General features: G+C 63.0%; 20 protein-coding genes. 12 read left to right on the top strand and 8 right to left on the bottom strand.

What is annotated here, in order from left to right; translation table 11 throughout:
• The first annotated feature begins 100 nt into the window (after window positions 1-100).
• Both VGH41_RS07180 and VGH41_RS07175 read left to right on the top strand, forming a co-directional pair.
• Window positions 101-1,669: an ABC1 kinase family protein gene (locus VGH41_RS07180; protein ID WP_331596660.1), complete on the top strand. Its 1,569-nt coding sequence runs from the start codon at window positions 101-103 to the stop codon at window positions 1,667-1,669.
• Window positions 1,670-1,805: 136 nt separating this feature from the next.
• Window positions 1,806-2,678: a DMT family transporter gene (locus tag VGH41_RS07175; protein ID WP_331596659.1), complete on the top strand. Its 873-nt coding sequence runs from the start codon at window positions 1,806-1,808 to the stop codon at window positions 2,676-2,678.
• 6 nt (window positions 2,679-2,684) lie between these two features.
• Here VGH41_RS07175 and VGH41_RS07170 read toward each other — a convergent pair whose 3' ends face one another.
• The gene (locus VGH41_RS07170) at window positions 2,685-3,698 is read right to left on the bottom strand and encodes a L,D-transpeptidase (protein WP_414696616.1); all 1,014 of its coding nucleotides are present in this window, start codon (window positions 3,696-3,698) and stop codon (window positions 2,685-2,687) included.
• A 259-nt stretch (window positions 3,699-3,957) separates the two neighbouring features.
• Here VGH41_RS07170 and nadE point away from each other — a divergent pair, with 259 nt between their 5' ends.
• Entirely contained in the window at window positions 3,958-4,809 is an 852-nt protein-coding gene (gene nadE, locus VGH41_RS07165; RefSeq protein WP_331596657.1) for an ammonia-dependent NAD(+) synthetase, read from the top strand.
• A gap of 101 nt (window positions 4,810-4,910) precedes the next feature.
• Here nadE and VGH41_RS07160 read toward each other — a convergent pair whose 3' ends face one another.
• From VGH41_RS07160 to VGH41_RS07145, 4 genes are all read right to left on the bottom strand, one after another.
• The gene (locus tag VGH41_RS07160) at window positions 4,911-5,177 is read right to left on the bottom strand and encodes an RNA-binding protein (protein WP_331596656.1); all 267 of its coding nucleotides are present in this window, start codon (window positions 5,175-5,177) and stop codon (window positions 4,911-4,913) included.
• A gap of 542 nt (window positions 5,178-5,719) precedes the next feature.
• Complete coding sequence (locus VGH41_RS07155) at window positions 5,720-6,217, bottom strand: hypothetical protein (protein WP_331596655.1); 498 nt, start codon at window positions 6,215-6,217, stop codon at window positions 5,720-5,722.
• A 386-nt stretch (window positions 6,218-6,603) separates the two neighbouring features.
• Entirely contained in the window at window positions 6,604-8,268 is a 1,665-nt protein-coding gene (locus VGH41_RS07150; RefSeq protein WP_331596654.1) for a S10 family peptidase, read from the bottom strand.
• Between the two features lie 128 nt (window positions 8,269-8,396).
• Window positions 8,397-9,953 (bottom strand): S53 family peptidase, encoded by a 1,557-nt coding sequence (locus tag VGH41_RS07145; protein WP_331596653.1) that lies wholly within the window; start codon window positions 9,951-9,953, stop codon window positions 8,397-8,399.
• A gap of 337 nt (window positions 9,954-10,290) precedes the next feature.
• On the opposite strand from VGH41_RS07145, the gene VGH41_RS07140 reads away from it, so the two are divergent.
• A complete protein-coding gene (locus VGH41_RS07140; RefSeq protein ID WP_331596652.1) occupies window positions 10,291-10,797 on the top strand; it encodes a DUF1993 domain-containing protein in 507 nt (168 codons plus the stop codon).
• Window positions 10,798-10,825: 28 nt separating this feature from the next.
• On the opposite strand, the gene VGH41_RS07135 is transcribed toward VGH41_RS07140, so the two are convergent.
• On the bottom strand, window positions 10,826-11,146 hold the full coding sequence (locus VGH41_RS07135) for a YnfA family protein (protein ID WP_331596651.1): 321 nt from the start codon (window positions 11,144-11,146) through the stop codon (window positions 10,826-10,828).
• Between the two features lie 166 nt (window positions 11,147-11,312).
• Here VGH41_RS07135 and VGH41_RS07130 point away from each other — a divergent pair, with 166 nt between their 5' ends.
• The gene (locus VGH41_RS07130; RefSeq protein ID WP_331596650.1) at window positions 11,313-11,495 is read left to right on the top strand and encodes a DUF1289 domain-containing protein; all 183 of its coding nucleotides are present in this window, start codon (window positions 11,313-11,315) and stop codon (window positions 11,493-11,495) included.
• Between the two features lie 40 nt (window positions 11,496-11,535).
• Here VGH41_RS07130 and VGH41_RS07125 read toward each other — a convergent pair whose 3' ends face one another.
• Entirely contained in the window at window positions 11,536-12,165 is a 630-nt protein-coding gene (locus tag VGH41_RS07125) for a LysE family translocator (protein WP_331596649.1), read from the bottom strand.
• 134 nt (window positions 12,166-12,299) lie between these two features.
• Here VGH41_RS07125 and VGH41_RS07120 point away from each other — a divergent pair, with 134 nt between their 5' ends.
• The 4 genes from VGH41_RS07120 to VGH41_RS07105 all read left to right on the top strand — a co-directional run bounded on the left by VGH41_RS07120 (window position 12,300) and on the right by VGH41_RS07105 (window position 14,876).
• Window positions 12,300-12,764 carry an Lrp/AsnC family transcriptional regulator gene (locus VGH41_RS07120; RefSeq protein ID WP_331596648.1) on the top strand — a complete coding sequence of 155 codons (465 nt, stop codon included), beginning with the start codon at window positions 12,300-12,302 and terminating at the stop codon, window positions 12,762-12,764.
• A gap of 102 nt (window positions 12,765-12,866) precedes the next feature.
• A complete protein-coding gene (locus tag VGH41_RS07115) occupies window positions 12,867-13,100 on the top strand; it encodes a hypothetical protein (protein WP_331596646.1) in 234 nt (77 codons plus the stop codon).
• A gap of 315 nt (window positions 13,101-13,415) precedes the next feature.
• Complete coding sequence (locus VGH41_RS07110) at window positions 13,416-13,718, top strand: metalloregulator ArsR/SmtB family transcription factor (protein ID WP_331596673.1); 303 nt, start codon at window positions 13,416-13,418, stop codon at window positions 13,716-13,718.
• Between the two features lie 96 nt (window positions 13,719-13,814).
• Window positions 13,815-14,876, top strand: a complete 1,062-nt coding sequence (locus VGH41_RS07105; protein WP_331596645.1) for an alkene reductase — start codon at window positions 13,815-13,817, stop codon at window positions 14,874-14,876.
• A 103-nt stretch (window positions 14,877-14,979) separates the two neighbouring features.
• On the opposite strand, the gene VGH41_RS07100 is transcribed toward VGH41_RS07105, so the two are convergent.
• Window positions 14,980-15,519: a GNAT family N-acetyltransferase gene (locus tag VGH41_RS07100; protein ID WP_331596644.1), complete on the bottom strand. Its 540-nt coding sequence runs from the start codon at window positions 15,517-15,519 to the stop codon at window positions 14,980-14,982.
• 267 nt (window positions 15,520-15,786) lie between these two features.
• On the opposite strand from VGH41_RS07100, the gene VGH41_RS07095 reads away from it, so the two are divergent.
• The 3 genes from VGH41_RS07095 (at window position 15,787) to VGH41_RS07085 (ending at window position 19,139) form a co-directional block, all read left to right on the top strand.
• Entirely contained in the window at window positions 15,787-16,434 is a 648-nt protein-coding gene (locus tag VGH41_RS07095; protein WP_331596643.1) for a VTT domain-containing protein, read from the top strand.
• A 417-nt stretch (window positions 16,435-16,851) separates the two neighbouring features.
• Entirely contained in the window at window positions 16,852-17,454 is a 603-nt protein-coding gene (wrbA, locus tag VGH41_RS07090; protein ID WP_331596642.1) for an NAD(P)H:quinone oxidoreductase, read from the top strand.
• A 215-nt stretch (window positions 17,455-17,669) separates the two neighbouring features.
• Window positions 17,670-19,139 carry a PLP-dependent aminotransferase family protein gene (locus tag VGH41_RS07085; RefSeq protein ID WP_331596672.1) on the top strand — a complete coding sequence of 490 codons (1,470 nt, stop codon included), beginning with the start codon at window positions 17,670-17,672 and terminating at the stop codon, window positions 19,137-19,139.
• The last annotated feature ends 23 nt before the right edge of the window (window positions 19,140-19,162 follow it).

Raw genomic sequence — 19,162 nt, 5'->3', positions numbered from 1 at the left:
GTACGCGAGACGCTTCGACGCGCCCCAAGCTCGACTTCCCTGCTAATCTTGAGCGTTCAGGCTGCGCGTCAATGGATGCGCGCCGTCAACCGGTCTGCCAATGCCACCCCTGTTTCGCCGACTCCTGCTGCTCTATCACGCGTTGCGCTACGGCGCACGCCTCATCTGGCTTGCGGCGCCCCGCGACCACAAGCTGCACTGGATCGTCACGCTCCTCGAGCGCGTGCACGCGTCAGAAGGCGGCCGCGACAACCTGCACAGCATACTGCCCGCGCTCGGGCCGCTCGCCAGCAACTTTGCCCAAACGCTGGCGCAGCGCCCGGAGCTCGCAACCGGTACGCTGCATGACGCCTTCGATGCAGTCGGCCGTATGGAAACGCCGCTGCCGCCGGCCGAAGTCGCGCCCGCTCTCGCGAACGCGCTGGGCCGTCCGGTGTCGACGCTGCCTGCCTTGTTCGCCCACTTTGACCCGGTGCCGGCGCGCAGCGGCTTCGCCGAGCAGACGCACCTTGCCCGCCTCGTCAATCCGGTCAACGGCCACTACGACATCGCCATCAAGCTCGTGCGGGTGGCCCAGGTGCAGCAGATCAGCGACGAACTCGCGTTGCTGCGCTGGGCGGCGCGCTGGCTGGAGAAGTTCTCGACCACCGCCCGGCGCCTGGAGGTGAGCACGCTCGCACGCGCCTTCACCGAAGACGTGCTGCGCCGCTTCGATCTGCGCGCCGAAGCAGCGAACCTGAGCCAGACCGGCCATCATTTCGACGCCGACCCGCGCCTCGTCATCCCCGACGTGATATGGGATCTGTGCACCACCCATACGCTGGCGGTGCAGCACATCGAGACCCTCGCGGCGACCGATCTCACCGGACTGCTCGAACATCGCATCAAGCTCGCGCCGCTGGCGACGCATATCGTCGAAGTGGTCACCGAGCAAGCTTTCGAGCACGGCTTTTTTCACGCCACGTTCGACGCCGAGCATGTCCGCGTGAGCATCGAAGCCGACACCCTGGGCCGGCTCGTGCTGGCAAAATTCGCGGCCATGTCGAGTCTCTCGTCGCACGAACGCGAGTTCTTCGTCCATGGCGCCAAGGCGCTCTTCGATCAGGACTATGCGCGCCTCGCCGAGTTGCATCGCGACGCGGGCCACGTGCATCAGGACACCCGAACCGAAGTGCTCGAAGCCGAACTGCGGCGGCGCAGTGAAGCGCATTTCGCCGCCGAGCCGCAAGACCGCTCGGCCGGCGCGCTGTTTCATCATCTGCTGCATGCAGTTCAGCCGTTCGAAGGCGTGGTGTCGACGCGGCTCGCCACCGCCCAACGTTCGTTCGAACAGGCCGAAGCGCTGGCGCGCGCATTGCATCCCGGCGTGGATACGTGGAATGTCGCGCGAACCGTGCTGGCCGGCATCGCACAACGCGACCTCGACCATCGCGGCTGGATCAGGCGCATCGGTCAGGAGTTGCCCCATCTTGCCCATACCTTGCCACGCATCCCGCAGCTGGCCATGCGTTATCTGCAGCGCCAGCACGATACGGCCGCCGCCAGCCGGCAACACGTGCAACTGATGCAGGACCTCGGTCGCGAGTATCGGCGCACGCGCGGTCTGCTGTGGGCTTGCGCGGTGTGTGGCGGGCTGCTTGGCGCGGGAGCGGTGCTGTTCATTCGCTGAGCGCGCGCGCTGGCCAATCAACCTGGTCCATCAGCCTCAGCGCTCCAACTGCAGGTTGAGCGGGTGCAGTTTTGAACAAGACGTCGCGCTGACGGCACGCAATACTGCGAACTTTTGCGCCGCCTCACGACGTCCCATGCTTGCTTCGTTTTTCGCCGCCCTGTTTGTCGTGCTCTGGTCGACGGGTTTTGTGGTTGCCCGCGCGATCACGCCGTTCGCCGATCCCAACCTGTTCCTGCTCGCCCGCTTTGGTGGCACCGCCCTGCTCTTCGCGCTGGCCGCGGTGATAGCGCGCGCCGAATGGCCCAAGGGACGCGATCTCGGCAAGCATCTGCTGGCCGGCGCGTTGCTGCAGGGCGTCTATCTCGGCGCCGGCTATTGGGCCGTCGCGCAAGGATTGAGCGCGGGCGTGATGGCGCTGCTCGGCGCGTTGCAGCCGCTTCTGACAGCGGCAGTGGCGGCGCCGCTGTTCGGCGAGCGTCTGTCGCGGCGCGGCTGGGCCGGCATGGGGCTCGGCCTCGCGGGTGTGATGCTGGTCCTGGAACCGAAGCTCGTTGCCGCCGCACCCTCCGTGCCGCACGGTGCGGCGCCGGGATGGCTGGTGGTTGCCGTATCGATACTCGCCGTCGGCGCGATCACAGCGGGCACGCTGATTCAGAAAACGTCGCTCGCACGCGCGGATATTCGCAGCGCCAGCGCCGTGCAGAATTGCGGCGCGGCCGTCGTGGCGGCCATCCTTGTTCTGGCTCTGGGCGAGCATCGCTGGATTGCTTCAGCCACCCTGTGGGCGTCGCTTGCATGGGGCATCGTGATGCTGTCGGGCATCAGCGTGACGCTGCTCGTGTGGATGGTGCGGCGCGGCGACGCGTCGCGCGCCACCGCGCTGCTGTTTCTGGCGCCGCCGCTGGCCGCGCTGGAAGGTTATTTCGGCTTCGGCGAAACGCTGCTGCCGGTGCAGGTCGCGGGCTTCGCGCTCGCGCTGCTGGGCGTGTTGCTGACTCGCTCGTGAGCGCGATCAATCCGCCGTATCCGCCTTGGCCGGCACTTTCGCGCGCGCCTTGCTGCTGGGACCGGGCGACCACGCGGGACGTGCTTTGCGGTCGGAATCGATGACGACGATATAGCGGCCCGCCCATGGCGTCACCTGACGATCCGAGTGCAACACCCACAGCGACTTGCCCGAATCGACGAGCGCCTGGTACTCGGCATCCAGGATGCCGTAGTGGTCGAGAAACACGTTGAGCGACGCGGGGATGCGCACACATCCCTTCGAGTGACGGATGCCGAGCAGCGGTTCGAGCTTGTCGGCATCCGTGGCGTGCATCTGGAAGCGCATCTGCGAGATGCCGCCCTTGCCCCAGCCGCGCTCGCCTTGCGCCCAGCCCAGATCGAAGATGCGCATGTCGCGATTGCCATAGCCGCGAATGCCGTTCTGGTTCATCGTGCCTTCCGCGCGAAAGTCCATGTTGTCGGGCGTGTGCTCGAATACGCCAAGCGGCGTAATGAAGTGATCGAATTCGCCGGGCCGCCCGGTCGCCACCGGCGATGCGCCGATCATCACCCACGTATCCGACGGTGCCGGACGGAAATAGATGAAGAGCGCCTGGACGTTCGCGTCACGGTCGACCAGCACCACATACTCGCCCGACAGATCTCCCAGTTCATGCGCCTTGAGCCCTGCCTGCAGGCGCCGGCCATACTCGTCCTGAACGGCGGCCGGCACTTTCAGGCGGCGCGTGACGTCGCGCGTGAAAAGGTCGCGCAACATCAGCGCACGGTGCGGGTCGACCACGCCGGCCGCATCGGGGGCGGCAACGGCGGAGGCCGACAGATCGGCCGGCAGGTGCGTGCTGTTTTGCGGCGCACCCGCGGCGAAAACCAGACCACAGGACAACCCGCAAAACACAGCGCTAAACAGACGGCTTATATTTCCAGAAGCGGATGGGCGATTCGCAACGTCTGGATTAATTCCGGCCAAATAGATCGTTCTGCTATTTCCAAGCTGGTCAAGCCATATCTCGTCGTTCATCGCGTATTTGGGCAAACCTGCCTATGATTGACCGTCCAGCGGTGCATGCAGCATGCAGACGAACACGATATTACTCAGCACGCCAGATTCTGTCGACGGAAGATCATCCCGGATCGGCCCTCAATGCGGCGGCCAGCGTTTCGAATATCCGACATTTAACTGACGAAGTGCCGGCCGCTTGAGCAGATTTAAATCTGTCTGCCACATCGAATATAAACTGCATATCAGTAGTTAAACCGGACAACGGAAGACAAACACCATGACCCAGGACGATTCAATCGAACGCCAACGGCGTATTGCCGCCGAAATGCATGTCGCAGAAGATTTCGATGCGGAACGCGAAATCGAACGGCGCGTGGCCTTCCTCGCCGAATACCTGCGGGCGAGCCGCCTCACGACGTATGTGCTCGGGATCAGCGGCGGGGTGGACTCGACGACCGCGGGACGGCTCGCGCAGCTCGCTGTGGAACGACTCCGCGCCGAGGGCCAGCAAGCCCGGTTTGTAGCCGTGCGCTTGCCGTATGGCGTCCAGCAGGACGAAGCGGACGCGCGGCAGGCGCTCGCGTTTATTCGTGCCGACGAAAATCTGACCATCGACGTCAAGCCCGCAGCCGACGCGATGCTCGCCTCGCTGATCGCCGGTGGCGTACAGTTTGCCGACCCTACCCAGCGGGATTTCGTCCACGGCAACATCAAGGCGCGCCAACGGATGATCGCGCAGTATGCGGTGGCGGGAACGCGACGCGGGGTGGTGATCGGTACGGATCACGCGGCCGAATCGGTGATGGGCTTCTTTACGAAGTTCGGCGACGGCGGCGCTGACATTCTGCCGCTCGCCGGGCTCAACAAGCGACGCGTGCGCGAGGTTGCGCGTGCCCTGGGCGCTCCGGATGTGCTGGCGCACAAGGTGCCGACTGCCGATCTCGAGATGTTGCGTCCGCAACGTCCTGACGAAGACGCGTACGGTATTCCGTACAGCGATATCGATGATTTTCTGGAAGGCAAACCGGTCAGCGCCGCAGCATACGAGACCGTGCTGCGCTTTTACGAGGCGACCCGTCATAAGCGCGCACTGCCGTACACGCCGTTTGACTGGCCGACGCAGCCCTGACCCGTTCTTGCGCAGCGAGCATTGCGCGACGATTGACTGGAAGCGCGGCTGAATGCCCGCAGACGTGGCACCCGCTGTAGCGCAGACTGGCCGGCTTCGCTTCAGGCTGGCGCAGACGCGTCGTCGCCGAACAGTTCCGAGCTCACGACCAGCGCCGTGCCCGCCAGGTGCTTGCCCTGCAGTTCCCGCGCGATGACTTCGCCGAGGTACGGGCCGTCCGCAGCGAGTTCGACTGTCGCGTATGCCTTGGGCGTCCCGACGTCGTGCACCGTTACGCCTTTCGCGTAGTGACCCAGTTCATGCTCGAGAAACTCGCGCACTTGCTGCTCGGTACACGATTCGGGAATGTTCCAGACAAACAGGTTCATGGCCGTGGCGTTACCGCCCTCGACGGTCCGTGCTGCGCACACGTACCGGTTGGAGGCTCGCGCGTTTTCTGGCTTCCGCCATGGCTGCGTTGCTGATGAGGGCGGCCCCAAGTACGGCCAGCGACAGATATAAGGCAATCATTAGAATATCCCCTTCGAATTTCGTCCTGCTATCAGGATAGTCAGAATCGAACGCAGATACGATGTGACATGGTGCGGTGAGCAAGTTTGATTCCTGCTGTGGCGCCCCGGCAGAGCTTGCCAGACCATTTCAATAACGGACTGCCCTGTTGGCCGTTGTGCTCCAAAGCGGCACTGCAGGAAACCCGTCAGTGAACTGTACCTGAATATGCGCGAAGAAAAATATCGACGAGCGCTCTTTGGCTGCTCTTTGACGCTACCACAACACTTGCGGCCGAAAACGACCGCTCCGCCGAATAATGGCCATGCCGAGTCACGAAAATACCCAAGGCAATCCGGCCAGAAGCCTACCTGCTCCTGCCCGTTTCACGCGTTAGGTTTCATGCGTTGGGTTTCATGCGTTATGGCTCAATTTCGTGGCTGCCGGCGGCAGCATCGACGTTACCCGCATCGCACGATGCGCGGCCAAAGCCCGGATAGGCAGCCGACCAATTGCCCAAAATCGATGCCTGCGCATCGCTTAGACTCATCTTGCCCTCGCAGACGCAACGCTTGAGATGCACGACGAACCGCGCCTTGCGGCGTTCGCCCTGACCGCCCGCCCACGGCAGCAGATCGAGGTTGGCCGGGGCATCCGGCGAGCCGCCCAGCAGGACCGGTACACGCCGGTCAAGCGCGTAATTGGCGCCATCCGCGGCACTGATGCCGCGTTCGGCGAGCAGCCGGTTCTTATGGCCCATTAACACATCGAATGACGGTGACACGGCGTCGACGTAGTCGGGTCGGCAAATCGTGCCAGCAATGGATTGCTGGGTCACGCGCCCGTCGAGCATTGCCGTATCCTGCGCGCTCGCGAGACTGTCATGCAGCCCGATGAGCATGCCCAGCACGATCACCACGCCCTTACGCGTCATCCGCACAGCGTTGCACCGATCTGCGCGTTGCGTGGTAAAGCCCGCGTTTGATTCCCCGAAGCGCAGCGTTCTGCCGCGTCTGTCTGCCTTTCCTGGATCCATTCGCCGACGCGCCAGGTCGTGGCGCGGATTAGGTTATTAGCTGGGCAATTAAAACACATTCGAATTTGCGCCGTAAAAAGCCGCTCCAGTAGAACCAGGGGGGCAAGGCGAGCCGGCACGCCGCTCGCCAGGTCGCCCGAGTCTCGTACCGCTTCGCGAAACTATGGCGAACGGCGCTGCATGCGAATTGCCGCGCCGTCCGTCCGGGACTCCGTGGAGCGGCCTATACCTGTACCGCTGCCACGACGAGACAAGCGAACCGCGCGGCGCTAGGTCGGTTTGCGCGCCTGCAACGCCCGCACCCTCGTCAGCGCCTGCGTGTTCGCTACCGTCGAGTCGTACATCTTCGCCAGATCCGCTTTCAGCGCAGTGCGCGAAGGTCCGTCGAGATAAACCATGTGTCCCGATGGATAGAAACGTGCGGAAAGGTTCTGCCGCACCTGAGCGCTGACGAGCGGCATCCGCTGCAGATCGATCACCGTCTGGTAGAACGGCGTGACGAAGTCAAAGAAGCCGTTCGCCGACAGCACTTTCAGATCGGGATTGAGCGCCATCACTGCCGCCAGATCGCCAGCGGTGTAGAGGATCACGTTGCCTTTTGCGTCGAGACCCTTCTGCGCGCCGGTTGGGTCGATGTGGCTGAAGTCCCAATACTGGAAGGCCTGATCGTTCAGGTCGGTAAAGGACGAGTTCGACGTGAACAGCAACTGCTCGTTCAGGTAGACATTCCACATGGTCGTATAGACGCCCGTCACCGCAGTCATGGTCGGGTCGTTGCCGCCGGAATTCGGATCGATTTTGCCGGCGATACCCGTTTCGATGGCGGTCACGCGGCCGTCGTATTCGCCCAGCGCCAGCCCTTTCGACTTCAGCAGCGTGGTCAGAAACAGCGAGTTGCCGCGGCTGTCGTACCCGGCAATGTCGAGGCTCCACGCCAGCAGTGTCGGCTTGTCGATGCCGGTGTACTCGCTGAGCTTTTCGACGGTGGCCGGATCGGTAGCCGGCACCTTGCGCAAGGCAGCCAGATAATCCGTGCGGGCGAACTGGGCCACCTCTTCGGCAAACGCGCCCAGGTCGGTTGGCGTGGGCGCGACGCCGAGTTTCTTGTGGTACCACGCATCCGCCGCCGCAGTGGGCAGTGCGCCAACCGGGTTGCCCGACTGCGTGTAGTCGAGAATGGAAGATTGCAGCGTGACGCCGTTCAGGTCGACGCCGTCCTCGTGCAGCAGATAGGCCAGCACGCAGCTGCGCGCCGTGCCGTAAGACTCGCCATACAAAAACTTCGGCGAGTTCCAGCGGTTATTCTTCGTCAAGAACCGCTTGATGAATTGCTTGATCGATTTCGCGTCCTGATCCACGCCCCAGAAATCGCGATTCCTGGCGGGCGCAATGGCTGCCGAATAACCCGTGCCCACCGGATTGATAAACACCAGATCGCTCTTGTCGATCATGCTGTCCGGATTGTCTTCCATCGAATAGGGCGCAGGCGGCGTGAAGCTCGGCATGGCCGTTTTGATACGGCGCGGCGCAAACGACCCGAGCAATACGAACACCGAAGACGAACCCGGACCGCCGTTGTAGAAAAACGTAACCGGGCGCGTTTCCTCTTTCTGGCCGTCCTGCGTAAATGCCACGTAAAACATCTTGGCGTTCGGCACCGAGCTGCTTGGATCCACGATCACCAGATGGCCGGCCGTTGCGGTGTACGCAATCTTGCGCCCGCCGATGGTGATTGAATACTTCGTGATTGCGGCGTTTTCGCTCGCGTCGGTGACGGAATCGTCCGGCCCGTTTCCGTATGCGACAGGGTCGAAGAAAGGCTGTGCGCCTGCCGGGAGTGCCGCCTTAGCTGCGGCCGCCGCGGCCGGCGACGGGGCCGCATGGGAGTTGTGAGACGACTGCGGACTGCCGGATGCTGACTCGGTGTTCGTCATGATCGCTCCATGGATTCGTTTTAAGTCGTGTAGGCGCCATACCAAAGCGTCGTAGCAGGCCATGCGCTGCCCTACCATCGCACAACGTTTCGAGCGCGCGCCGGCATTGCCGGCGCCTGCTCGCGAGACTATAGTGCGGCCGCGACTTTCTGACCATTAGGGCTACCAAGACCCGTGCACGCGTCCCAGCCCGGTGATGCCGCATAGGCACCGTTGTTGCCCTGGGTGATGTCGTTGAATGCGCCGGTGGCTTTGTAAAGCTTCGGATTGACGAAACCCACCGGCTGACCTTTGGCTGCATTGATGCGCGCAATGAGCGCCGCCCACAATGGCGCGACCGCGCTCGTGCCGCCCACTACCGATTGCGACCCGTCGACCAGTACGTCGTAACCGGTCTCCGGCGATGCGTCCGCTGCCACGTCCGGCACGCCGCGGCCGGTGAGCGGCGTCGAGCCGCCGCTCGCACTGGTGGAAGACAAACCCTGCTGCCATGCCGGCACTGGAAACTTCGTGCTCACTCCGCCGCCACTTGCGCCGCCTTGCGCACCGTCGTTCCACACGACTTCCCGCGTGATCGACTGGCCCGAGGCGGTTAGAGCGGTGCCGCCGCATGCAAGCACGTACGGGCTGGATGCCGGGAAGTCGGCCACGTTGCCGCCGGCTCCGTCGCTCGAGCCGCTGTCTCCCGACGCGACGCAGACGGTTATGCCCATGGTGGCTGCCGATTGCAGCACGCTGTTGAACGCCTGCAGCGACTGCGCGGTCCACGACGTCTCCGGTCCGCCCCAGCTGATCGAAATTACCGATGGCTGGTTGGTGGTGTCGTGCACCGCACGGCTGACAGCATCGATGAACCCCGCGTCGCTATTCGGCGAAAAATACACAGCGAGCTTCGCGCCCGGTGCGACTGCGCCGACCACTTCGATATCGAGCGTCACTTCGCCGTCAGGCCCGCCTGGATCGCCGGTCGGCTGGTTGCTGCCCTGATCGACACCCACGGAAACCACCGTGGGCGCCTGCACTCCGAGGCTCGCAAAGTAACTTTTCAGGTCGGACGTCTTATAGCCGCCGCCCAGTTCGATGATGCCCACGCACTGGCCGCTGCCGTCGCCCTGCGGGAACTGATAGAGCGCCGCAAGCTGCGGCGGGGTGAACGAACTCGGCTGTTGCGAGGTGGCCGGATGAAACGGCGGCCGGATGCGAAAGTGCGGGCGTGCCTGCGGCCGGTTGTCGAGCCCGAGCACGGCTGTGATGATGCCGGACAGTTCGTCGGGCACGCTGATCGAACCGGTACGGCCGCGAAACTGACCCGCCGAATGATGCTGGTAGTGCTGCAACTGGACCTCGAATGCAGCCTGAAACTGCGCAATCGTGCCGCTGAGCACAACGGTGCGAGCAGCCGGATCTTCACGCACCACCGTCAAACCCGCCTGCCTGGCAAACGCCTCGACCTTGGCGATGTCCTCAGAGGTGGCGCCGAACTCTTTGGCGAACGCTTCGCGCGACATGGGTTTCGCGCCCGCGTCCCCCGCCTCGATCTTGCTGATCAACGCGTCGAACTTGTCCTGCGCGGGACGGCGCAGGACCACATGGACTTCGATCCGTTCTGCGGGATCGCATTGTCCAACTACCTTCGAATCTTGCGCTACTGCCCGTTCACTGCCTTTCAGGGGATGCTTGGCCATAGTATCGACACTCCTGGATGCGTGACCACGCGGGTCACACGTTATTCCCGGCAGAAGACGCCTGAACGCACACTGCGTGCACAGCTTCGTGCACGACCCGTGCCTCGTTGCAGCGCATCCGAACCCGCACGGGATATTGATTTCAAGGACATCGTCAAGCCGTCCGACAAATCCATTCGACCACAGTTCCAGAACCTTCAACAGTCGGCCGAATGGCCAATATGAATGCATGAGCGATCCACGTTATGATGCTGCAGCGGCGATCCGGCCGTTGCATTGCCTCATGCGCCCAGTTGCGCGCGCCATGAAGAATCAAAGTGAACCAGAGGAACGTTCCATGTCCATTTCGATGTATCAAGCGTCCGTGCCCGTCCTGGTGCGCGGCCTGACCAACCTGCAAAATATTCTCGGCAAGGCTGAAGCACACGCGGCAGAAAAGCAGATCGACCCGGCGGTTTTCATCAACGGCCGCCTCTTTCCGGACATGTTGCCGCTGGTGCGTCAGGTCTACATCACGACCGACACGGCCAAGGGCTGCGCGGCCCGTCTGGCCGGCGTCGAGCCGCCGAAGTACGAAGACGTCGAAGTCTCGTTCGAAGAGCTGCATGCCCGCATTCAGAAAACGATTGATTACCTGAAGGAATTCAATGCGCAACAGATCGACGGCTCGGAAGAGCGTCAGGTCACGCTGAAGATGCGCAGTGGGCCGGTTGAATTTACGGGCCTCAACTATCTGCTGCAATTTGTGCTGCCGAACTTCTATTTCCACATTACGACCGCGTACGGCATCCTGCGTCACAACGGCGTGGAAGTCGGCAAGCTCGACTTTTTGGGCGGCCGTTAAAGCGAACTGAGTGCGACCTGGCGAGTCGCTAGACGCGTGGCTGGAATGCGATGACTCCCATTCCGGCCAGCGTGAGCGCGACGCCCGCCAGGTCCCACATGGTCGGGCGAACCTGCTCGACCCACCACAACCACAAGATCGCCGCTGCCACGTACACCCCGCCGTACGCCGCATATACCCGGCCCGCCGCCGTGCCATGCAGCGTCAGCAACCACGCGAAGGTCGCCAGACTGAGTGCGCCGGGCACAAGCAGCCAGGCAGAGCCGCCGTCCTTCAACCAGCGCCACGGCAGATAGCAGCCCAGTATCTCGGCAAACGCGGTTACCACATATAACGCAAAAGTTTTCATCGAAGACAGACAGGTGATTAAGTATCAGGCAATGACTCAGGCATTATGACTGAGCCGTCGCAATCACAGGTCGCTGGGTCTATTGCCGCAATTAACGCAATCACTTTGCCTTTCGCATGACGTCCATGCGAAAGTCGGCACATTCAATTTGTTTAATCACTGCGAGATGAGTATCAAATCTCCCTGTATCGACATTTGCAAGTTCGACGGCAAAACGGGTTTGTGCATTGGCTGTCTGCGTACACGCGACGAGTGCAAGGAATGGAAGAAGATGAAAAACACGCGCCGCCAAAAAATCATTGACGAGCGCCCGCGGCGCGCGGCAAAGCTCGACCGCGCGGCGAAGTAAAAGCACTCAGACGCTTGGTCCGCTTGTCCGCTTGATCGGCCTAGTCCAGCGACAGGCGCAGGGCAAATCCGATCAATGCGGCTGAAAAGGTCCAGCGCTGTACGGTTTGCGCGAGCGGATGCGAGCGCATCCAGTTTGCGATACGGGCGGCGCCGAGCGCATACACCGTGTCGAAACACACGCCGATCACCAGCAGAATCACGCCCAGCTCAACCATCTGCAAAGCGACGGGTCCCGCCTCCGGCCGCACGAACTGCGGCAGCAGCACCGAGCAGAACAGCAGTGCCTTTGGATTAAGCAGATTGGTCAGCAGCCCCTTGGCGAACGCGTGCCGCAAGGGCCGCGTGTCTGCCGTTATGGCAGCGTCCGTCGGCAACGCAAAAACCGGCGAACGGAAAATCTGCACGGCCACCCAGCCGAGATAGGCCGCGCCGCCGTACCGTACGACTTCGTAGAGCCACGGCGCGCTACGCAGCAACGCCGCGACCCCGCAGGCGGACAAGGTCACATGCGTGGCGCGTGCGACGCCGAGACCGCCGGCCGTCGCAAAACCGCCTCGCGCGCCACGCGCGATGGCTGTTTGCAGCAGCAACGCCATGTCCGGTCCAGGCACGGCATAAACGACCGCCAGGGCCGCGATATAGACGATCAGAAGATGCGCGGAAATCATGTGAGCCTCACGGTTTCGAGGGCTCTATATTGCTATCGACCCGTGAGCTTTTTCTGGCGACTTTGGCAGAAAAATGGCTTCACGTTAGGGGAACACGCTAAGATACAAGCCACCTTTAGACCTTTTCCCCAACAATGAACGACCTCGATAAAGTCGACCGCGCAATTCTCGTGGCCTTGCAAAACGATGGCCGCATGTCGAACGCGCGCCTGGCCGAAACCGTCGGCCTGAGCGAGACACCCTGTGCGCGGCGCCTCAAGCGGCTCGAAAACGACGGCTACATCGACCAGTACCGCGCCGTGCTGTCACGTTCGGCGCTCGGCTATGGCGTGGTCGCGTTCGTCTACGTGCGCTTTGCGGTCCACGACCGTGCAGTCGCTACGCGTTTCGAACGCGAGGTGCAGGCTATTGCGCGCATCCTGTCCTGCCACAACGTGTCCGGCAGCGCAGATTACGTGCTGCAGGTGGTCGCGCGTGATCTCGACGACTACGGCACCTTCATGCGCGATCAATTGCGCAGTCTGCCTGGCGTCACCTCGGTCGAATCATCGCTGTCCCTGCGTGAGGTCAAAGCGAACGGCGGCCTGCCAGTCATCTGAATTTGTATTAATCTCTCGTCCCTTGCCAGGCGTGCGCATCGAGTGCGCCGTGGCATAGTGACCGCATGGCCGCATTGCCGTATCAACCACGGAGCTTTCCTCATGAATCACGATCAGGCGCGAGCCGAAGAATCGCGCGCAATGGAGCGCGTGCTGGCCGCCACCATGCGCGTGCAAAGTGCATTCGCTTCGCTGCAATCGCAATTTCCGCCAGTCGGCGAAGGACGTCCCTCGCAGTTCGCGCTGCAAACCTTCGACGCTGCACTGCAGGAACTCGAAGACGCGCAAGCCGCCTTCGATGAATTGCTGGGTGACCTCCTTGACGGTAAGCGTTGAGTCGTCTATCCGCGCCGCTCGTGGGTAGCCGCTGCGGGTCTCGCGGCGGTTGACCTTGAGTCATCCGTGGTGTCGACCGCGAATTCGGGGGCACTCGGCGCGGCTGACCGTTAGTTGCGTTTGAAGCGTCAGATGACGGCTCACAACGGCCACCGCTTCTGTCCCCGCCAAAAAATCTTTTGATCGACCCCATTAACCGTAGTGGTTTCATACATATCGTTAAATTACGATATATGATTCGCCCTGTTGCGATACAGATGACTGGCTCGACTCGTGCCTCATCTGTCGCTCTCCATGAACTCGAAGCCCAGTCCGATGACGATCGACATCGATGCGATCCACAAGGCGTTAGCCAACCCGGCCCGTCGGGAGATTCTGCGGTGGCTGCGCGAACCGCAGCGGTATTTCGCCGATCAGGAATTGCCGCTGGACCAGGGGGTCTGCGCCGGCAAGATCGACGCTCGCTGCGGTCTGTCGCAATCCACGGTTTCGGCGCACCTGGCCGCATTGCAACGTGCCGGTCTCGTGAATTCGAAACGGGTTGGCCAGTGGATCTTCTTCAAGCGGAACGACGCCGTCATTCAGGCGTTTCTCGAGTACATGAACACGGAGTTGTGACCGGATCTCCGGCGCCGCTCCGGTAGTGCCGCACTTCTTTCATCACGCAGTTGTTATCGTCGCGGGCATCGTGCCCGCCAGGAAAGGTGACCTTATATGCCGAATCTTTTTGACCCGCTGCAGATTGGCGACATCACGCTGAAAAACCGCATCATCATGGCGCCGCTGACGCGCCAACGCGCCGGCGACATCCGCGTGCCCAACGCATTGATGGCGAAGTACTACGCCGAGCGCGCGTCCGCCGGGCTGATCATCAGCGAAGCCACCTCGGTGACGCCGCAAGGCATCGGCTATGCCGCGACGCCCGGTATCTGGTCGCAGGAGCAGATCGAAGGCTGGAAGCTCGTCACGAACGCGGTACACGCAGCGGGCGGCAAGATATTTCTGCAACTGTGGCACGTGGGCCGTGTGTCGGACCCGCTCTTCCTGAACGGCGAACTGCCGGTTGCGCCCAGCGCGATTGCACCGCAAGGCAACGTGAGCCTGGTGCGTCCGCAGCGTCCGTTCGTCACGCCGCGCGCGCTGGAACTGTCGGAAATTCCGGGCATCGTCGACGCGTATCGCAAGGGTGCCGAAAACGCCAAGGCGGCCGGTTTCGACGGCGTCGAGGTGCACGGCGCGAACGGCTATCTGCTCGACCAGTTCCTGCAGGACAGCACAAACAAACGTACTGATGCATACGGCGGCTCGATCGAAAACCGCGCCCGCCTGTTGCTCGAAGTCACTGATGCGTGTATCGAGGTATGGGGCGCCGGGCGCGTCGGCATGCACCTCGCGCCGCGCGGCGACGCGCATTCGATGGGCGACTCGGACCGCGCCGCCGCCTTCGGGTATGTGGCACGTGAACTCGGCAAGCGCAAGATTGCGTTCATTGCGGCACGCGAAGCGCTCGGCGACGATCGACTGGGACCGCAGTTGAAGGCAGCGTTCGGCGGCCCGTATATCGTCAACGAAAAGTTCACCAAGGCCTCCGCGCAGAAAGTGCTGGACGCCGGTGAAGCGGACGCCGTCGCATGGGGCGCGCTGTTTATCGCGAATCCGGATCTGCCGCGCCGCTTCCAGCTGGACGCGCCGCTGAACGAGCCTAACACTGCCACCTACTATGCCGAGGGCGAAGCCGGTTACACCGACTATCCGACCCTGGAAACGGTGGAATAAGAAACGCAGCGAGACGCGCCGTCAGGCGCATGCTACAAATGACGCGGCGGGGTCGGCCGGAGTGACATCCGGATCGACCCCGCCGCGTTCCGGTTGGGCCAGATCAATCGTGCCCCGCCCCCACCCCGCGGCACATGAACACACGTTTCGACTCATCAAGCCCGCGCTCGACATGCGCCGCGCGGATTGCCCGCAATCTGGCGTCGAGACTCGCGCTGTCCATCACGCGAAAGCCGAGTCGCAGGTAGTACGGCGCATTCCACGGCACATCCCGAAAGGTCGACAGCACCAGTTGCGACGCGCCCGCCGTGCGCGCCAAACCGGCCACCTGTTCGAGCAACGCCGCTCCGATGCGGCGCCCAGCCCAGCCGGTCAGCACATCCAGTTCCTGGATATAAAACCGCGTGACGAGCCGCGCGAACATCACGAAGCCCACGCAGCGCGCCTGATCGTCCACGGCGACGACAACCTCCGCCGCCTCGATCTTGCGCCGCACAAAGGCCACATCCATTGGCCGGGCATCGGCGATACCCACCATGTCGATGTCGGCAAAACGCTGCGCCGCTTCATACTCGATGGCGCGCACGGCTTGCGCCTCATGCGGCGCAGCAAAGCGAAAGGTGATGGAGGCAGCGTCCGGCATAGATACGTCAAGATCAAAGGAAGCTTCGAAGCATCGCACGACACGGCACACGCAGTCGGAACCGCGTCGTGCCCGCGCCGCCCGACCCGCCTTGAATATTGACACCGCCGCGCCGACACGAACAGGCACGCGCAAGCACAATCGCCGTTTTGCCACGGGCAACCGGGTGGTACACATCGAAAATAGCCGTGCTCGCAGGCTCGGTGTAAGCCCACGCGGCTCCCGCCGGACTACACTGCCGAAACCTTTGAACTCCCCTGATGCCCGATGGATCTGATGCACCTCTTGCAGGTTGCCCTGCATGTCGACCGAAACCTCGGCGGCCTGATCGCGCAATACGGCACGGCCGTCTACGGCATGCTGTTCGCAATCGTGTTCGTGGAAATCGGCTTCCTGCCGCTGTTCTTTCTGCCGGGCGACCCGCTGATCTTCATCTGCGGCGCCTTTGCCGCCACCGGCGCCCTCAACGTATGGCTCGTCGTCCCTGTACTGTTTGCCGCGACGGTGGCAGGCAGCATCGTCAACTTTCTGATTGGCCGGGCGATTGGCGAGAAGGTCTACACCGCCCAATACCGCTGGCTCGACAAGCACGCGCTGCTCAAAGCCCACGCGTTCTATGAGGCGCGCGGCGGCCTGACCTTTCTGCTGTCGCCATTCATTGCGGTCGTACGAACCTTCGCGCCTTTTGTCGCAGGCGTCTCGCGAATGACCTTCACGCGCTTCGTGTCGTTCGTCGTCGCCGGCGCCGCGCTGTGGATCGTGCTGCTGGTCGCCGCCGGCTATCTGTTCGGCAACGTGCCGGTGGTGCGCGACCACATGAGCTCGATCGTGCTGCTCGGCGTCGGCCTCGGTGTGGGCTCGCTGGCGGTGAGCAGCGTCTGGCGCTTCGTGCACAAGCGGCGGCAACGCGCCTGACGCCATCGGCCGCGATGGCAGGCAACAGTGCAGGAACACAGACCGTCATCGAAAGCTCCTGACAACAGGATGAAGGAGCCTGTTGCCCCGCCAGCGGCCGCGCAGTTACCCGGCAAGCACGCATTCGGGATGCTATTGTTAAGTTCGCGCGCCGCCGTCGTGCTCGCCACGCACCACGCCCATTCCAGGGCGGCGTGTGTTTTCCATTGCCCTCGTGTCATACAAAACATGCAGACTGCTTAGCAACAGCGTCTGCCATACACACTGGAGGTGCCGTCAAACCCCGTCGAACGATTGCCCAGGCCAGCCGTAGCAGTGCCCTCTCTCGCAACAGGTCCCCAGCCGCACGCGCCCCGCGGCGGCTACGGGGATTGAGCAACAAGCGGACTGAAGAACACTCTCACTCAAGGAGTCATCATGGCGAAAGTACTGGTTCTCTACTATTCGATGTACGGTCACGTGGAAACGATGGCTGACGCGGTGGCCGAAGGTGCGCGCTCGGTGTCCGGCACCGAGGTCACGATCAAGCGCGTTCCCGAAACCATTCCTGCCGATCAGGCGAAGGCACACGGCGTCAAGCTCGATCAGAAAGCACCCGTGGCCACCACCGACGAACTGGGCAACTACGACGCCATCATCTTCGGCACGCCGACGCGTTTCGGCAATATGGCGGGACAAATGCGCATCTTCCTCGACCAGACCGGCGGCTTGTGGATGAAAGGTGGACTGGTGGGCAAGATTGGCAGCGTGTTTTCTTCGACCGGCACCCAGCATGGCGGCCAGGAAACCACCATCACGTCGTTTCACAGCACGCTGCTGCATCACGGCATGGTGATCGTGGGCGTGCCGTACGCATGCGCGGGGCTGATGAAGATGGACGAGGTCACGGGCGGCACGCCGTACGGCGCGACCACGCTCGCCAACACGGACGGCAGCCGCCAGCCCACGCAAAACGAGCTGGAGATCGCGCGCTATCAGGGCAAGCACGTTGCCGAAATCGCGGCGAAACTGGCGGGCTGAGTTTTTCGCCCGGCCGCGGCGTCCGGCGTCCGGGCGCGCGGGTTCGCCGCGGCTTCATTCTGTAAGACCTGTGCCTCGCGCTTGCCTTGCCGGTTCTCTCACGCCAACACTTCCACACCTTGCACGGCCTGTCTGTCGGCGCGCGTGAGATCAGAGATAAACACGGCTGGCATGCCAGAATGAAGGACTCTCCTTCATTCAAGGTAGCCAGTGCCGTGGACATGCACATCAGTCTGCATGGCCGTCAGGATCTGACGGGCCAGATCTATCGTCAATTGCGCGCGGGCATCATCGACGGTCGGCTGGTGGCCGGTGAACGCTTGCCGTCGACCCGCGATCTTGCCGGCCAGCTCGGCGTATCGCGCAAAACCACGCTCGAAGTGTTCGAGCGGCTCGTCACGGAAGGCTATCTGCGCTCGCATCCCGGCGACGGCACCTTCGTCGCCGAAGGGCTCGTGCGCGTACCGCACGAGGCCGCTCACGCGCTCGATGAGATCGCTCCCGGCGATGCAGCCGCGGCCGGCACGGACCGGGCGGCCGCGCGCTCGATCTGGGCCGAGGTTCCGGACGCGCTGGGCATGCCGGAATTGCGCGCCGCCCTGCCCTTCGATTTTCGCGGCGGCGTGACCGACAAAACCCAGTTTCCGTTCGACGCCTGGCGCCGCTGCATCAACCACGCATTGCGGGTCCAGGCGCGCAGCCGCGGCGAGTATCGCGAGCCGGGCGGCGAACAGGAACTGCGCCTCGCCATTTCGCGCTACGTCGCGTTTAGCCGGGCGGTCTTGTGTAACTGGCAGGACGTGATCGTCACGCAAGGCGCGCAGCAGGCGCTCGATCTGCTGGCGCGCGTCGTCGTCAAGCCGGGCGATATCGTCGCGATGGAAGACCCCGGCTATCCGCCTGCCAGGGCCTTGTTCGCCGCGCAAGACGCAACGGTGGTCAGCGTGCCGGTGGATGCGCACGGTATCGTGACAGCCAGCCTGCCGCGCGATGCGCGCCTCGTGTATGTCACGCCGTCGCACCAGTTTCCGCTCGGTGTGCCGATGAGTCTCGAGCGGCGCATCGAGCTGCTCGAATGGGCGCAGCGCAGTCGTGCGGTGATTCTCGAGGACGACTACGACAGCGAATTCCGCTTCGAAGGACGGCCAATGGAATCGCTGAAGAGTCTCGACCGCGCCGGCCTCGTCGCCTACGTCGGCACGTTCTCGAAGACGATTTTCCCTGAGTTGCGGGTGGGCTACGTGGTGCCGCCGCGCTCGCTGAATCTGGCGTTGCAAAAGGCCAAACAGATCGGCGACTGGCACACCTGCACGCTGACCCAGACAGCCCTCGCCCGCTTCATGCTGGATGGCGACTTCGCCAAACATCTGCGGCGTGTCCACAAGCACTACGAGGCGCGCCGCAAGGTCCTGCTCACGCATCTGCATGGCGACCTCGCCCGCTGGATGGAGCCCGTCGTGCCTTCCGCGGGCATCCACCTGATCGCGCGGCTCAAGGACGGGGTGGAGGAAGCTCCCTTGATTGCGGCCGCGCACGACGCATCCGTCGCCCTCTACGGCATTTCGGTGTTCTATGTGAGCGAGCCGGCGCGCCACGGACTTCTGTTCGGCTACGGCGGCATGAATGCGCAGGATATCGACACCGCGCTGCAGCGGATCGCGAGGCTCCTGCGCAAAGGCGTCTAGGCACGTGTGATCAGGCATCTGCG

This window comes from Paraburkholderia sp. (assembly GCF_036488795.1).
Classification (GTDB): domain Bacteria; phylum Pseudomonadota; class Gammaproteobacteria; order Burkholderiales; family Burkholderiaceae; genus Paraburkholderia.
Note: the sequence above shows the minus strand (reverse complement) of the source record. Positions and strands in the feature narration are given on the sequence as shown.

What these genes read in the sequence shown, in the direction of transcription:
- VGH41_RS07180 (WP_331596660.1), top strand. Translation starts at nt 101, where the DNA reads ATGCCACCCCTGTTTCGCCGACTCCTGCTGCTCTATCACGCGTTGCGC.
- VGH41_RS07175 (WP_331596659.1), top strand. Translation starts at nt 1,806, where the DNA reads ATGCTTGCTTCGTTTTTCGCCGCCCTGTTTGTCGTGCTCTGGTCGACG.
- VGH41_RS07170 (WP_414696616.1), bottom strand. Translation starts at nt 3,698, where the DNA reads ATGAACGACGAGATATGGCTTGACCAGCTTGGAAATAGCAGAACGATC.
- nadE (WP_331596657.1), top strand. Translation starts at nt 3,958, where the DNA reads ATGACCCAGGACGATTCAATCGAACGCCAACGGCGTATTGCCGCCGAA.
- VGH41_RS07160 (WP_331596656.1), bottom strand. Translation starts at nt 5,177, where the DNA reads ATGAACCTGTTTGTCTGGAACATTCCCGAATCGTGTACCGAGCAGCAA.
- VGH41_RS07150 (WP_331596654.1), bottom strand. Translation starts at nt 8,268, where the DNA reads ATGACGAACACCGAGTCAGCATCCGGCAGTCCGCAGTCGTCTCACAAC.
- VGH41_RS07145 (WP_331596653.1), bottom strand. Translation starts at nt 9,953, where the DNA reads ATGGCCAAGCATCCCCTGAAAGGCAGTGAACGGGCAGTAGCGCAAGAT.
- VGH41_RS07140 (WP_331596652.1), top strand. Translation starts at nt 10,291, where the DNA reads ATGTCCATTTCGATGTATCAAGCGTCCGTGCCCGTCCTGGTGCGCGGC.
- VGH41_RS07135 (WP_331596651.1), bottom strand. Translation starts at nt 11,146, where the DNA reads ATGAAAACTTTTGCGTTATATGTGGTAACCGCGTTTGCCGAGATACTG.
- VGH41_RS07130 (WP_331596650.1), top strand. Translation starts at nt 11,313, where the DNA reads ATGAGTATCAAATCTCCCTGTATCGACATTTGCAAGTTCGACGGCAAA.
- VGH41_RS07125 (WP_331596649.1), bottom strand. Translation starts at nt 12,165, where the DNA reads ATGATTTCCGCGCATCTTCTGATCGTCTATATCGCGGCCCTGGCGGTC.
- VGH41_RS07120 (WP_331596648.1), top strand. Translation starts at nt 12,300, where the DNA reads ATGAACGACCTCGATAAAGTCGACCGCGCAATTCTCGTGGCCTTGCAA.
- VGH41_RS07115 (WP_331596646.1), top strand. Translation starts at nt 12,867, where the DNA reads ATGAATCACGATCAGGCGCGAGCCGAAGAATCGCGCGCAATGGAGCGC.
- VGH41_RS07110 (WP_331596673.1), top strand. Translation starts at nt 13,416, where the DNA reads ATGACGATCGACATCGATGCGATCCACAAGGCGTTAGCCAACCCGGCC.
- VGH41_RS07105 (WP_331596645.1), top strand. Translation starts at nt 13,815, where the DNA reads ATGCCGAATCTTTTTGACCCGCTGCAGATTGGCGACATCACGCTGAAA.
- VGH41_RS07100 (WP_331596644.1), bottom strand. Translation starts at nt 15,519, where the DNA reads ATGCCGGACGCTGCCTCCATCACCTTTCGCTTTGCTGCGCCGCATGAG.
- VGH41_RS07095 (WP_331596643.1), top strand. Translation starts at nt 15,787, where the DNA reads ATGGATCTGATGCACCTCTTGCAGGTTGCCCTGCATGTCGACCGAAAC.
- wrbA (WP_331596642.1), top strand. Translation starts at nt 16,852, where the DNA reads ATGGCGAAAGTACTGGTTCTCTACTATTCGATGTACGGTCACGTGGAA.